This is a genomic window from Flavobacterium sandaracinum (assembly GCF_004349135.1).
Classification (GTDB): domain Bacteria; phylum Bacteroidota; class Bacteroidia; order Flavobacteriales; family Flavobacteriaceae; genus Flavobacterium; species Flavobacterium sandaracinum.
This window is the reverse complement of the sequence record NZ_SMFN01000023.1, coordinates 1-15,400: the sequence shown is the minus strand read 5'-3', so window position 1 is coordinate 15,400 and position 15,400 is coordinate 1. Positions and strand designations below refer to the sequence as shown.

Below are 15,400 nucleotides of genomic sequence, written 5' to 3'. Positions count from 1 at the left end.
TTAAGGGCTATCTGTGGGTAGCCCTTTTTTAGTTTTTAATTTAATTAACGCTAAACCATGAAAAAAACTATACTTTATATATTATTTTTCCTCTCAATTGTTGCAACTGCGCAACAACAGTCTGTTGCTTATTCTATTAGTCCAGCAACCTTTGAAGAAACAACATCCATAACAATCACAATTGATGGGAATGCTATAAATGAAGCTGCTTGGGGAGTTACCGGAAACGCTATTTATATGTGGACTTGGTCTTTTGACATCAATGATGCAAATAGTATCGACTGTCCTACTAATGGTACTTGGACTTCCTCAAATGAAGTCAATCGTTTTAACTATAATTCAAGTACGAATACCTATACCAAAACATTTACACCAAATGTTTTCTATAACAGAAACGGAATTGGTAGAATTGGATTTCTTGTAAAAGCGAAGGATGGAACTGGAGATAAAAAATCGCAGGATAACTTTGTTGAGGTTGGTGCCTATCAAGTTTCATTGAATGCTCCTGCTGAAAATAGTTCAACAATTATTGCTTCAGGTGGAAGTTTGAATATTGCAGCTACTAATACCGGTGGAAATGCCAGTTATGTTTTAAAAGCAAACGGTACAACTTTAAATACAAATGCTGCAACTTCCAGTTATTCTTTTAATCATTCTGCTATTACTGGAAATCAGAATTACGAATTACAAGTTACACAAGGAACCACTGTAATCACTAAAAAGTTTAGTGCCATAGTGAATCCAAATGCAGTTAGTGAGGCAATGCCTGCTGGCTTACTGGACGGAATCAATTACAATACTTCCGATGCTACAAAAGCAACTTTAGTTTTGGACGCTCCGTTCAAAGATTTCATATACGTAGCGGGAAGTTTCAATAATTGGCAACCTACAGGTTCATTTGCGATGAAAAAAGATCCGGCTTCGGGTAAGTTTTGGTTGGAACTAACAGGATTAATTTCAGGGACAAATTATTCGTACCAATATTGGTTAGTAGATGCAACTCCTATTGCTGGAACGCCTGCTTTGGTAAAAACAGCTGATCCGTATTCTACTTTGGTTTTATCTCCATTTGATGATGGCGGGATTTCTGCTTCAAAATATCCAAACATGCCGGTTTATCCAGTTGGTCAAGAAAGAGAAGTAACCGTTTTACAAACAGGTAAAACACCTTATGCATGGAGTAGTGCTACCACAAATTTTGTTAAACCAGAGAAAGAAAAATTGGTGGTTTACGAATTGTTAGTGCGTGATTTTGATGCTAACAGAAGTTATCAGGACCTGATTAATAAAATGGATTATTTCAAAAATTTGAAAATAAATGCGATTGAGTTAATGCCTGTAATGGAATATGAAGGCAATGAAAGCTGGGGATACAATACCTCTTTTCACATGGCTTTGGATAAATTCTACGGTACTTCTGATAAGTTAAAAGAGTTTGTGGATTTGTGCCATCAAAACGGAATTGCCGTTATTCTTGATGTTGCATTAAATCATGCTTTTGGAAGAAATCCAATGCTTCGCATGTGGATGAATGATCCTGATGGCGATGGTTGGGGTTCTCCATCCACTGAAAATCCTTATTTTAATACGACAGCGATGCACAGTTACAATGTTGGGGAAGATTTTAATCATCAACAGCCTAGAACTCAAAACTATGTGCAACGTGTCATTAAACAATGGGTTGAAGAATATAAAATTGACGGATTTCGTTGGGATTTAACCAAAGGTTTTACGCAAAATTGTCCTTCGAATGTAGCTGGTGGTCAAGAAAATTGTACCGGTAACAGACAACAAGATAGAATAGATGTATTGAAAAAATATGCTGATTATTCTTGGAATTTAGATCCCAATCACTACGTTATTTTCGAACATTTAGGAGGAAATGATGAAGAACAACAATGGGCTAATTACAGATTGAATGAAACGCCAAGTAAAGGAATTATGATGTGGGGGATTATGACTCATGATTATAACAACTTGACAAAAGGGTTTGCAGGTAATATTTCTAGAATGACTTCCTCAAGCCGAGGATTTACTGCACACCGATTGATGGGTTATGCCGAGAGTCACGATGAAGAGCGCTTAATGTACAATAATTTACAATCTGGAAATAATACAGTTGCCGACCATAATGTGAGAACATTAAATGTGGCATTGTCAAGAATGTCTGCTTTGGGTGCTGTATCTTTGTTGGTTCCAGGACCAAAAATGATTTGGCAGTTTGGAGAATTGGGTTGGGATTCCTCTATATTCACTTGTAATAATGGCAGTGTAAATTCACCGTCAGATGCAACATCAGGGGATTGTAAATTAGATACTAAGCCACAACCGCAATGGGCGACGAATTGGCTAGGGGATACCAACAGAAGTAAAATTTACGATGATTGGGCGAAAATGATTACTATGAAAACCATAGAACCAGTATTTTCAGGTACTGTAACAATCAACAATTCTAGCTCCTTATTTCCAAATATCAAAATTACAAACAGTGCCTTAGCTTCAACCCAACTGAAAGATGTGTTGATTGTTGCAAATTTTAATGTGATTGCTCAAAACGTTCCTTCGGGATTTCCATATACGGGAACGTGGTACAATTTGATGGATAATACAACCATCAATGTGATTAGTACATCAGCAACCATCACGTTGCAACCGGGAGAATTCAAAATTTACGGGAACAAAACAGCCTCCTTGGCAATAGCAGATTACGAAAAATCACCAACGATTGTGTTGTATCCAAATCCTGCATCGGATTATTTTACATTGAATGAAACAACTTCTAAAGTGCAGATTTTTTCTATCACGGGACAACTGGTAAAAAGTTTTGATGCCAATAAAACGGCAGGTTCTCAATTTTCAGTTAGTGATTTGAATCAAGGACTTTACATCGTAAAAACATTTGATGAAAATAATGGAATGAAAGTTTTGAAACTGTTGAAAAATTAAGAATATGTTGAATTAGTGAAAAACGGCTGTCCCTAAAAAGACAGCCGTTTTTGTATAAAAAAAACTGCTCCATAAATGAAGCAGTTCTTAACTACAATTAAAACTAAAAAACTAAATTTTACCTTCCTTGATTTCATCTACAATTTCAGGATTCAGTAACGTTGAGGTATCACCAAAATTAGAATAATCACCTTCAGCAATCTTACGCAGAATCCTACGCATGATTTTTCCAGAACGCGTTTTTGGCAAACCAGAAACAAATTGGATTTTATCTAATTTGGCAATGGGTCCAATGTGATCAGATATGTGTTGGTTGATCTCCTTACTCAGGTTTTCTCTATCACGATATTCTCCGGTTTCTTTAAGAATTACAAAACCGTACAACGCATTTCCTTTGATGTCATGTGGGAAACCAACAATAGCTGATTCCGCAACTGCCGGATGTTCATTGATAGCATCTTCAATAGGAGCAGTTCCCAGATTGTGTCCAGAAACAATAACGACGTCATCTACGCGACCTGTTATTCTATAATACCCTACTTCGTCACGCAAAGCGCCGTCACCAGTAAAATATTTACCTGGAAAGGTAGAAAAATAGGTTTCTTTGTATCTTTGGTGATCGCCCCAAATCGTTCTGGCAATTCCTGGCCAAGGGAATTTAATACACAAACTTCCTGTCACCTGATTGCCTTCAATTTCGTTGCGTTTTTCATCCATCAAAACAGGTTGGATTCCTGGTAATGGCAATGAAGCGTAAGTAGGTTTTGTTGGCGTTACAAATGCAATTGGCGAAATCATAATTCCTCCGGTTTCGGTTTGCCACCAAGTATCCACCACAGGGCATTTTTTATCCCCTACATGGTTATTGTACCAGTGCCAAGCTTCCTCATTAATAGGTTCTCCCACGGATCCAATTACTTTTAAAGAGGTCAATTGGTACCTTTGTACGTATTCGATACTTTCTTTTGCCAAAGCTCTAATGGCTGTTGGTGCCGTGTAAAACTGGGTAACTTTATGCTTTTCGATAGTTTGCCAAAAGCGACTAAAATCTGGATAAGACGGAACACCTTCGAAAATTACCGTCGTAGCTCCGTTCAATAACGGTCCGTAAAGAATATAAGAATGTCCGGTAATCCAGCCAATGTCAGCAGTACACCAGAAAATATCATTGTCTTCATAATTAAAAACGTTCTTAAAGGTATACGCGGAATACACCATATAACCCGCTGTGGTATGTACCATTCCTTTTGGTTTTCCTGTTGAACCAGAAGTATAAAGGATAAATAAAGGATCTTCAGCGTCCATTATTTCAGCCACATTATTGTCCGAAGCTTGATCCAAAAGAGGCTGCAACCATTGGTCGCGACCTTCTTTCATGTTAATGTTTGAGTTGATTCTTTTAGCCACTAAAACGTTCTCTACACAAGGACAATTCAATAAGGCTTCGTCAACAATACTTTTTAAATCGATGGTTTTGTTGCCACGATATCCACCATCTGAAGTGATGACCATTTTGCATTCGCTGTCATTGATTCTTGCTGCAACTGCCGAAGCAGAAAATCCTGCAAAAACAACCGAGTGAATGGCTCCAATTCTAGCGCAAGCCAAAGTGGTAATGGCTAATTCAGGGATCATTGGCAGGTAAATACAAACGCGATCTCCTTTTTGGATGCCTTGTTCTTTTAACACATTTGCCATTTTACACACACGCTCGTACAGTTCATTATACGAAATATGCAAAGCTTCTTCATTTGGATCATTTGGTTCAAAAATGATAGCTGTTTTGTCTCCTTTTTTAGCAAGATGCCTGTCGATACAGTTTTTTACAATGTTTACTTTAGCATTGGTAAACCATTTTATATCGGCTTCCGCCATATTAAAGTCAACCACTTTATCCCATTCTTGGTACCAAGTAAAATTTTCAGATGCGACTTTGTCCCAGAATTTTTTGGGTTCACGAACTGATTTTTTGTAATGTTTAAAGTACTCTTCTAAATTATTAATTTTATAGTAACTCATGATTTTGGTAAATTTTAAATATTATAAACGCCTATTTTATACTTTTTTAATGTGGTCTCGATTTCTTCTACAATGGATTCATCATCTATGGTGGACGGAATTTGGAATTCCTCGCCATCGGTAATGCTGCGCATCAGTTTTCGAAGGATTTTCCCTGACCGTGTTTTGGGCAATCGTTGTACAATCATTACATTTCTCAACGAAGCAACAGCTCCAATTTGCTGACGAACCAGTTTAATGATTTCTTGTTCCAATTGATAATGTTCGATTTCATCTCCTGATTTGGTTACCACCAAAGCCAAAGGAATTTGTCCTTTTAACTCATCGTGAATTCCAATGACGGCACATTCAGCCACGGAATGATGGGAAGCAACAACTTCTTCCATTTCTGCTGTTGATAATCGATGCCCTGCTACATTTATCACATCATCCGTTCTTCCGGTGATGAAAATATAACCGTCTTCATCTTTGTAACCACCATCGCCAGACAAATAATAACCGTCAAATTTGCTGAAATATCCAGCTTTGAAACGTGCTTCGTTTTCCCAAATGCCTAACATATTCCCCGGTGGTAAAGGCAATTTTACAACAACCAAACCTTCTTCATTGGCGCTTAATTCGTCGCCGTTTTCATTAAAAATCCGAATGTCATACCCACAAACGGCTTTTGTAGCTGAACCAGATTTGACCGGCATTTTTTCAATTCCAAGAGAATTGGCAATCATGGGCCAGCCGGACTCAGTTTGCCACCAATGGTCAATTACAGGGATAGGAATGTGTTCTTGATACCATTCTAAAGTAGCATTATCACAGCGTTCTCCTGCTAAGAATTGATTTTTAAGACAACTCAAATCGTATTGTTTGATGAACTCTCCGTCGGGATCTTCTTTTTTGATGGCTCTAATAGCGGTTGGAGCCGTAAACATGGTGCCCACTTTATGCTCTGAAATGATTCTCCAAAACGTACTCGCATCTGGAGTTTTTATGGGTTTTCCTTCAAAAATTATGGTTGTATTTCGGTTCAATAACGGTCCGTATAAAATATAGCTGTGCCCAACTGCCCAACCCATATCCGATGCTGCCCAAAAAGTCTCATCTTCCTTTACATTGTAAATGTATTTCATCGAAAATTTCAATGCCACGGCATATCCACCAGTATCTCTTACAATTCCTTTTGGTTTTCCTGTAGTTCCGGATGTGTATAAAATATACAGCGGATGATTCGAATTAACAGGAACACAAGGCGTTTCTTCGGAACCGTAAACCAATGCATCATAATCCACATCGTATTTTTTAAACGGAATTCGGGCACCTAATTTTCTATTGAAAACGATTACTTTTTTTGGTCGGTGTGAAGCAAGTACAATGGCTTCATCCACTAAAGGTTTGTACGCAATTAAACGATCTACTTCAATTCCGGATGAAGCGGTAATAATCGCTCTGGGTTTGCAATCATCAATTCTGATGGCCAATTCATGTGGTGCAAAACCTCCAAAAACAACCGAATGGATTACGCCAATTCTGGCACAAGCCAACATCGCAAAAGCGGTTTGAGGAATCATGGGCATGTAAATTATAGCGGTATCGCCTTTTTTTAGCCCCAAGGACTGCATGCCTCCTGCGAGTTTTGCGACTTCGGTTTTTACTTCCGAAAAAGTATATTTTTTTACGGTTTGTGTGACGGGCGAATCATAAATAAAAGCGACCTGATCGCCATAGCCATCCTGAATGTGCTTGTCTAAAGCCAGATAACAAATATTCAATTCGCCATCTTGGTACCAAAGCGGATATCCATTTTCATCTTTCGACAAAATCGTATCCGGTTTATTGTACCACTCAATTGCATCAGCTTGTTCTGCCCAGAATTTTTCCGGTTTGTCAATGCTGTCCTCATAAATTTCCTTGTATGTCATTGTGTTGAATTTGTTTCTTATTGAATTAATTCATGAACTTGATCGACTAGTTTTTTGATTGAAAAAGGCTTAGTCACGTATAAATTTGCCCCTAGTGAAAGCCCTTTTTCAATATCCTTTTCTTTATTTTTTGCCGATAGAAAAATCACTTTGCAATGCCGCAGGCGTTCGTCTTTTTTTATTTGTTCTAATGTGGCGAAACCGTCTACCATAGGCATCATCACGTCTAAAATAATTACGTCTGGAAGTTGTTTTTTTAAAATATCCAAAGCTTCTTGACCATCTCGTGCTATGAAAACTTCAAAATTATTTTTCTTAAACGTATATTCCAGTGACATTACTATATTGGGTTCGTCATCTACAATTAAAATCTTCTTCATCTTGTTAACTATTTTCTGCTGTGTTATAATTGGGTAAAGTAAATACGAAAGTGGCACCTTCCACGACATTATCCTCGGCCCAGATCTTGCCTTTGTGATGTTCAATAATTTGTTTACAAATGGCTAAACCCAAACCGCTTCCTATTGGTTTTTTGACATTCTGGTTCCGAGATTGATAGAATTTATCAAAAATGGCTTCAAAGTCTTCTTTCTTAATTCCCTTGCCGTTATTATGAATTTTGACTTCAATATTATTTTTATTCTCATCAACCGAAATCACTATTTTTCCATCGGTATCGGCACTAAATTTTATAGCATTCGACAGTAAGTTATGAATGACCTGAATGATTCGTTCTTCGTCATAAAAGGCTTTTATTTCCTGTGAGGCACTACTGAATTCAACACTAATCTTTTTATTTTTTATCAATTGTTGGAGAGAACCTAATGTATTTTTGATCGTTTTTGTAATGTTGTTTTTAGACAAGTAAATCTTTTGTTTTCCGGTTTCAAATTTTTCTAAATCCAAAATTTTATCAATCAGGCGATTCAATCGGTCCGACTCCGAAATGATGTTTTGCAAAAACTGCTTTCTCAACTCTTCGGGAATGTCATCATCATCATGAAGGATTTCGCTTGCTGCTCGAATGGCGGTTATTGGTGTTCTTAATTCATGGGTAACGGTGTCCAGAAATTCATCTTTTTGAATGTCTTTATTGACTAATTCCTGATTTGCATTTTTTAGTTGTTCCGATATTTTTTTTAATTCATTAGAAGTGTCTGTCAGTTTTTTATTAATGATAAGGTTTTCTTTTGATTCTTCTAAAATGCGCAACACCTCAGGCAGGCTAATTTTGTCTTCCTTAATAACACTCGATATTAATATTTTGGCGGAAGCCGTACCGATATGGCCCGTCAATAAATTTTCGGCAAATTTTATAAAGCGAGCATCCGCTGTTGTGATGTCTTTATCAACATTGTATTTTAAATTGAAAATAGTCAAGGCTCTTTTAGTCCTTTCTTCGCCTAAGAAACGCTGTAACACTTTTTGAATATCCGAGATGTAAGCCGTTCCTTTCCATACAAAAGCATTTTCGTGATTGGTGATGTATTTGTCTATATCTACAAACATTTCGGCATAATTACGTTCTCTGTAATTTCCCTGAAAACTCACTGATACCGCTGCATAACTCAAGATATTAATTAGTAAGCTCCAAAAAACAGCATGTGGTATGGGTTCTAAATAATCTAAACCAAAAAGCTGAAACGGTTTTAATAGTGCTATGCTCCAAGGTCCTTCCTGAATGAAAAGACTGGTAGATTTTGTAAGCCCCATCGCATACGGGATTAAAAGGGTGTAAAAGCAGATGAAAAAACCAAGAATTATTCCTGTAATCGCACCGTTTTTAGAGCCTCTTTTCCAGAATATAGCGCCAAAAAAGGAGGGTGCTAATTGTGCTATAACTACAAAAGCTACAAGACCAATGGAAACCAATGAATAATCTAAAATGAATATGCGGTAGATGGCATAAGCTAAAATTATAAGTGAAAATATTCCTATTTTACGGCTGTTTACAATGCGCTTATTGTTCTTTTTCTGTGATGAGTTTTCCAAAGATCCAATAAATCCATACGGAATCAGTAGGTTGTTGCTCAACATCGTAGCAAGAGCAATAGATGACACAATTATCATCGAAATCGCTGCTGAAAATCCCCCTAGAAATACCAAAACGGTCAAGGTATTATTATCAAAAAACTGTGGAATTAGCAGGGAATACGTATCTGAATTGTGGCCTTTTCCGTCAAAAAGAATGTTTCCGCCCCAGGCTATTGGAAAAACAAAAAGGTTAAATAGCAACAGATACAACGGAAATAGCCAGATGGCTGTTCGAATGTGAGTTTCTTTATTATTTTCCACAATTGCAGTGTGGAATTGTCTTGGTAATAAGAAAATAGCAAACATCGATAATATACAAAGAAAAAACCAGTTGATGCCATTTGTTATGCCACCGATTGAATTTTTTTTGTCAAAATCTTTAAGCACTGAAGCTTTTTGGTAAATGTCATCAAATCCGTCAAATACGAAATAGGTTACATAAATACCCACGATTAAAAAGAAAACGAGTTTCAAGATGGATTCCATAGCTACAGCGGTAACAATGCCGCGTCTTTTTTCCGAAGCATCTACGTATTTTGTGCCATAGTAAGATGCAAACAAAGCTAAAGTTAAACAAACATAGGTCGTAGTATCAGTAAAAATATTATCGCTTGCCTTGGTTTTTGTAACAATATGAAAAGTGTCTGAAATTGATTTCAGTTGTAAAGAGATATAAGGTAATATGCCAATAATACAAATTATGGTCACCAATGCTCCAAGAAATCTACTATTTCCGTATCGTAAAGAAATAAAATCTGCAATGCTGGAAATTTTATTTACTCTCGAAATTCTAATGATTCTCTTGAGAATTACCATCCATGTAGGGACGATAAGTATTGGGCCTAAGTATATAGGCAAATAACTTAAACCGGATTCTGCGGCCACACCAATACTTCCGTAATAGGTCCAAGCAGTGCAATAAACGGCTAAGGAAAAGGAATAGACGTAGGGATTATTAGTCCATTTAGAGTGGCTTCTTTTTTCAGACCAATAGGCAATGTAAAAAAGAATCGACAAGTAAAGCACCAATATCAGTAAAAGTCCAATGCTATTCATAATATCTTTTTATAATTAAGTACGAGATAGCAATTGAAAACAGCCAAGCCGAGAAGATATAAATGTAAATTATTGGAAACCCAAAAAGGGGTTTTGAACTGTCAAATAGTAGCAAAAGGGGCACGTTCAAAGCCAATAGCATTAGCATTGAAAGAATAACCAACTTTTGTTCATGTCTCTTTTTCATAAGAAGATGCGGTTTGCTTTTCAGCAGAATGTTCTTTCGCCTTTTTTTAGAATTCTGTTTTAGAATCTAAGGCTTGATTAAAAAAAATAAACAACCTCTGCAAATTAATGCAGAGACTGTCTATTGTGTTAATGGTTTGGTTAATTCTCTTTTTCGTCATAATCTCCCATTAAGGCAAAGTACCCAAAGGCTCCCAATCCTAAAACAATTAATGGAGTTAGTATAAAGAGTATAATGATTCCGAAAACTAAGTCTTCTTGTTTTCCGGACATCAATTTTGGTAATCCAAAAGTGAAGATGCAAAAATAGGCTGCTGCAGCTGCTAATGCAATCCAAACTAGTCCTAAAATTCTTTTTAATTGATTCATAGCTGTGTTTTTATTCGTGAGCGTTTTTATCTTTATTTTTAATATAAACCATTCCTACTACAAAACTGATTGCAGCAATAACAATTGGATACCAGAGTCCTTCAAGATAAAATTCCGGATGGCCTAGGTCTTTCGCATTGGTAACAAAATAGGTTGAAATAGCAGGAAGTAAACCCCCGAATATTCCATTTCCTACGTGGTATGGCAATGACATGGATGTGTATCTGATTTTTACAGGGAACATTTCAACTAAGAATGCGGCAATAGGACCGTAAACCATAGTTACGAAGATCACTTGTACGAATACTAAAAATATTAAAGCCCAATTGTCACTAGAATTAATTTTTACAGTTGTTTTAGTATCAACTCTAGCTTTACCATCCACTACGATTGCTACACCGTTTTCTAAATGTACGGTTTTTATTTCTTGAAAAGTAGTTCCATCTACATACTCTTTGTTAGTAGTGTAGATTGAATCCATAGTCTGTTTTTTGGTTTCCTTTAATTCAGCGAGTACAGTTGTTTTTTCCACCATTTCAGTTTTGTTTTTTACTGATGTGGTTTCGTACATTTGTTTGTAGATAGGTCTGTATAATAAGATAGCCAATAACATTCCTCCCATCATAATGTATTTTCTACCTACTTTATCACTCAACCAACCAAAAAACACGAAAAATGGGGTTCCAATAATTAAAGCAACTCCTAATAAAGTATCTACTTGAGAGGAATCAATAGACATTACTGTTTTCATGAAATTCATTGCATAAAATTGACCAGTATACCAAACAACACCTTGTCCCATTGTAGCTCCAAATAAAGCCAATAATACAAATTTCATGTTGTAACGATTTCCAAAACTTTCTTTCAAAGGATTTGTACTTGTTTTTCCTTCACTTTTAGCTTTGGCGAAAACAGGTGATTCATCCATGTTTTTTCTAATCAAATACGACACCCCAACCATAACTATGGATAACCAAAACGGAACTCTCCATCCCCATTCGTCAAATTGTTCTGGTGTTAAGATATTTCTTGTAGCAAGAATTACCATTAAAGAGATGAACAAACCAACAGTTGCAGTAGTCTGAATCCAAGAAGTCCAATATCCTCTTTGTCCTACTGGCGCATGTTCAGCCACGTAAGTCGCTGCTCCACCATATTCACCACCCAGTGCAAGACCTTGTAATAAACGAAGAATTAATACTAATAAAGGTGCCATAAACCCAATAGTTTCATAACTCGGTATACAACCTATTAAAAAGGTAGCTCCTCCCATTAAAAGCAAAGTCACCATAAAAGTGTATTTTCTTCCAATTAAATCTCCTAATCTACCGAAGAAAAGAGCTCCAAAAGGACGCACTACGAATCCAGCGGCAAATGTTGCTAGAGTAGATAAGAATGCTGCTGTTGGATTATCCGAAGGGAAAAATTTTGTTGAAATTACAACGGCTAAACTTCCAAAGATATAAAAGTCATACCATTCGATCATGGTACCCATTGAGGATGCGGAAATGACTTTCCAAATTCCTTTTGTTGATTTAGTGCTCATAAATTATTTTTTTTAGTTAGTTATAGATAAATTTGAAGTTGTACTACGAAGTCTCCTAATGATCCTGAGCGGTTTGTTAGAGAGGTGTATACGGGTCTAGTTGAATATTGCGCCGTTATTTTGGCATGGTGTCCATCTAAGAAAAAGTTAGATCCTACATCGAACTGTGTGCTTGATTGTTCCAAAGCATCAAAATTTTTATAGGTAACAGCACCAAAAGGCTGGATGCGAATTTTAGGTTTCGCTTCTTTACAGGGCAATAAAACCCCCGCTTGTGTATACCAAATATTTCCAGATCCAATTGTTGGCTGTGCATTTCCAGCTCCCGCTATAGCTCTACTTCCTGTGAAATTTGGATCTACTGAGCCAATATTCATAATCCCAACATTACGCAAATAATTAGGACCAAAATCATAATCATACAGCACACTATAACCTGTAATGGCCATTTTGTTTTCTTTTTTTCCAATAGGCATATCAAGAAAAACATCGGCAGAGAAAAGTTTGATGTCATGTTTGTTGATAGTGCTATTTACAGAAGTTTTTGTGGCATCAGGCGCCGTGTAAAAACCAGCACCAATGTTGAATACTTTTTTAGTTCCTAAATAGCTACCTACTTTAAAAGGCAATACATTGGCTTCTTGATCTAAAAACTGGTATTCGAAATAACCGGCTTTAGACCATTTTGTCATACCACTATTATCTACAGCTACGGCATTCGATGCATTCGTTGTGTTTGTAGGAGTTAAGTTGGTAGCATAAGGTTTGTTGTAACTCAAGCGGTATTCTAGTTTGCCATATTTCCCTTTAGCAAATAAACCTACTTGTCGGGCAAACTGATCAGAGTTTTCAATTAGTGGCCAGTTAAAAATAGGTGCGTCTATGGTTAAGAAGTTTAGCGTTGAAGCCATTGTTAATCTAGACAATCCCATGTAGTAGTGCAATCCAGCACCAAGGGTGAAACTAAATTTTTTATCTTTTTCTGGCAATACAACTGCATATTCATTCCATGCGTCATGAAAGAATAAACCAGGTTTTTTTCCGGCACCGTAGCCACCAGTACCTGAGGCTCCTGTTGCGCCACCGTTAATAAAAGTTTGGTTGTTGATTCCAAAATGGGTTAAGATCATGTATCTTTTAGATACTTGAGCATAAGCTAGAAAACGCAAACGTCGATTTCCAATGTCGGTTGCAGTTGATGTTGGCTCTCCTCCAATCATGGTTCCAGGATTCATTTCGGAAGAACGCATCCAGATTTGATTCCAAGCAATCACACGCATGAACTTGGAGCCGTCTTCGTTCAGGTTAAATTTTAGTCCTGCACCATAATCTGTTGAGCCTTGAGAAAAACCCTGCAGAGTCAGTAGGAGGACTGAAGCTGTGAAAAATATTTTTTTCATAAATAGAAATTGGTTATTAAATGGTTGGTTAATAAAGTGCCAAATTCAGTTATTTAATTCTAGAAAAAAATTTCACTATATTTTTGTGTAAACTACTATAGTTAATCTTTAAATCGCTCCCATTTTATGAGCATAAACTTATCGCCCAGTTCTGTAATAATCATACCTGCGCCAGAGAGTAATTCCTTGTTTTTTAAATATTCAACCAGTTCTAAGTGACTAAAAATCTTGTAGGTGGGATGGTAGTTGGCGTGAGAGGGCTTTTTGATATTATACGACTTCACCCAATTGCTAACCGTTACATGCGAAACCCCAATTATTCGCTCTATTTCGCGAAAACTTAGACCTTCTAAGTAGAGTTGTAACGCTTTGGTTACGTAGTAATCATCTATCTTTTTGCCAATTTTATTAACCGTAAAAAAATAATTACATTTTTTACACAAGTACCTTTGTTTGCTGTTAATTATACCACTTTTTATGATGTGGTTACTTTGGCATTTTGGACAGGTTAAAATCTCCATATATATAAATTTTGCATAAATATAGTAATTTAGCAACTATATAAAAGAGAATTAGATAATTATATTGTTTTAAATTTACGAAACGTACATTTTTATTGAAAAAATTATGTGGTTTTGATAATAGAATGACCTTTAGTAAAATTTCTTTTGAATAGATTCTACGTTGTTTAGTTTTTATTTGAACCAAGGTCATGCGAACGAAAATCTTTGGTAGTTTTTGGCTGTTTTAAAAAGAACTGTTGGAGTTTGCAACAAGGAGTTGGTTTTTCTTAACCTAAATAGAAAAGAAAGCTATTGCGGTGATTAGTAAAAAATCATTAGTTTATTTTATTAAATGACAATCCCACGTATTTAAATGTTTCCTGTTATAATAGAGTAGGAGGAATATATTTTTGGTTTCTTTTATTTAGTTATATGATTGATAATCAAGATTTGAGTTATCTATTTTAAAAAAATATGGTATATCTGAACACCTATATTTTGCTTTTTGTGTAGCATAAGTAAGGTAGTATAGTTCAATTTTTTAAAACATTTAAATCTAGAGATATGTAAAGTTTAAATAGTATTTGGGTAGTAATGTTGGTTTGTATGCTGTGTATGGCATCCGTTTTTGGGCAATCTAAAGCAAAGAAAAATATAATCATCGCCGATAGTAAGATAGCAAAAGTTGAATTTGTTGAAGCAGACGCGCTAAGGAATGGTCTTTTTGAAGATGCATACGGTTACGTAATTTTTCCCAATGTGGGTAAAGCTGGATTTGGTATAGGAGGTGCAGCGGGTAACGGTGTGGTTTATGAGCGAGGAAAAATAGCAGGGATGGCTAAACTTTCACAAGTAAGCATTGGTTTTCAGGCCGGTGGACAAGGGATCAAGACAAAATGTTGTGGGGAAATATTAAAATCTAGATATTTGTGTTTCCAAATTATACCAAATGCAAGACTCCTATAGCGAACTAATCAAGTTATTATTACCTGAAATTATTGTTGAATATTTTGAATTGACCTCTTACAAGAAAGGAGATGAAGTCTTGCATATATWTCTTAAAGAGATAAATTCGATTCCTAAAGAATACAGRCCGTATAAGTTAAGCTCAAAAGGCTTCTTTGATGARATTACAGTTCAGGATTTTCCTATTCGGGGACATCAGGTATATCTACATATTACTCGCAGACGATGGCTTAACGAAGACACAGGGAAAGTGGTTTTTAGAGATTGGAATTTAGTAGCGGACGGAACTCGTGTAACACAGGAGTTTGCGTCTTTTTTAAAAGAGATCAATAGATTCCAGCCCAAATGACTGTAGTGCTATCGCCTCTTTCTATGGGGTTTCTGGAAGGAATTTGCAATATCAGTACAAAGATTACTTAAGTGATTTTAAAGCATGGAAACAAAAGTCGCATGCTAAACAAT

At 36.2% G+C, this 15,400-nt stretch carries 11 protein-coding genes; 3 read left to right on the top strand and 8 right to left on the bottom strand.

The genetic code is table 11. The features are described from left to right. Window positions 1-57: 57 nt before the first annotated feature. A complete protein-coding gene (locus E0F91_RS15130; protein WP_132067281.1) occupies window positions 58-2,946 on the top strand; it encodes an alpha-amylase family glycosyl hydrolase in 2,889 nt (962 codons plus the stop codon). A gap of 111 nt (window positions 2,947-3,057) precedes the next feature. On the opposite strand, the gene acs is transcribed toward E0F91_RS15130, so the two are convergent. From acs to E0F91_RS15085, 8 genes are all read right to left on the bottom strand, one after another. Beyond that, window positions 3,058-4,965 (bottom strand): acetate--CoA ligase, encoded by a 1,908-nt coding sequence (acs, locus tag E0F91_RS15125; protein ID WP_132067280.1) that lies wholly within the window; start codon window positions 4,963-4,965, stop codon window positions 3,058-3,060. A 14-nt stretch (window positions 4,966-4,979) separates the two neighbouring features. Next, the gene (locus E0F91_RS15120; protein ID WP_132067279.1) at window positions 4,980-6,878 is read right to left on the bottom strand and encodes an acetate--CoA ligase; all 1,899 of its coding nucleotides are present in this window, start codon (window positions 6,876-6,878) and stop codon (window positions 4,980-4,982) included. 17 nt (window positions 6,879-6,895) lie between these two features. Then, the gene (locus E0F91_RS15115; protein WP_073352786.1) at window positions 6,896-7,258 is read right to left on the bottom strand and encodes a response regulator transcription factor; all 363 of its coding nucleotides are present in this window, start codon (window positions 7,256-7,258) and stop codon (window positions 6,896-6,898) included. A gap of 4 nt (window positions 7,259-7,262) precedes the next feature. Beyond that, window positions 7,263-9,968: a sensor histidine kinase gene (locus tag E0F91_RS15110; RefSeq protein WP_132067278.1), complete on the bottom strand. Its 2,706-nt coding sequence runs from the start codon at window positions 9,966-9,968 to the stop codon at window positions 7,263-7,265. 327 nt (window positions 9,969-10,295) lie between these two features. Then, window positions 10,296-10,523, bottom strand: coding sequence for a DUF6814 family protein (locus E0F91_RS15100; protein ID WP_132067277.1), 228 nt, complete (start codon window positions 10,521-10,523; stop codon window positions 10,296-10,298). 10 nt (window positions 10,524-10,533) lie between these two features. Continuing rightward, window positions 10,534-12,069, bottom strand: a complete 1,536-nt coding sequence (locus E0F91_RS15095; protein ID WP_132067276.1) for an MFS transporter — start codon at window positions 12,067-12,069, stop codon at window positions 10,534-10,536. A 20-nt stretch (window positions 12,070-12,089) separates the two neighbouring features. Then, window positions 12,090-13,469, bottom strand: a complete 1,380-nt coding sequence (locus tag E0F91_RS15090) for a porin (RefSeq protein ID WP_132067275.1) — start codon at window positions 13,467-13,469, stop codon at window positions 12,090-12,092. 101 nt (window positions 13,470-13,570) lie between these two features. Then, on the bottom strand, window positions 13,571-13,990 hold the full coding sequence (locus E0F91_RS15085; RefSeq protein WP_132067274.1) for an IS1/IS1595 family N-terminal zinc-binding domain-containing protein: 420 nt from the start codon (window positions 13,988-13,990) through the stop codon (window positions 13,571-13,573). Window positions 13,991-14,587: 597 nt separating this feature from the next. On the opposite strand from E0F91_RS15085, the gene E0F91_RS15080 reads away from it, so the two are divergent. Then, window positions 14,588-14,938 (top strand): lipid-binding SYLF domain-containing protein, encoded by a 351-nt coding sequence (locus E0F91_RS15080; RefSeq protein WP_207919050.1) that lies wholly within the window; start codon window positions 14,588-14,590, stop codon window positions 14,936-14,938. Next, window positions 14,922-15,287: an ISAon1 family transposase N-terminal region protein gene (locus tag E0F91_RS15075; RefSeq protein ID WP_132067273.1), complete on the top strand. Its 366-nt coding sequence runs from the start codon at window positions 14,922-14,924 to the stop codon at window positions 15,285-15,287. The genes E0F91_RS15080 and E0F91_RS15075 overlap by 17 nt, the downstream gene beginning before the upstream one ends. The last annotated feature ends 113 nt before the right edge of the window (window positions 15,288-15,400 follow it).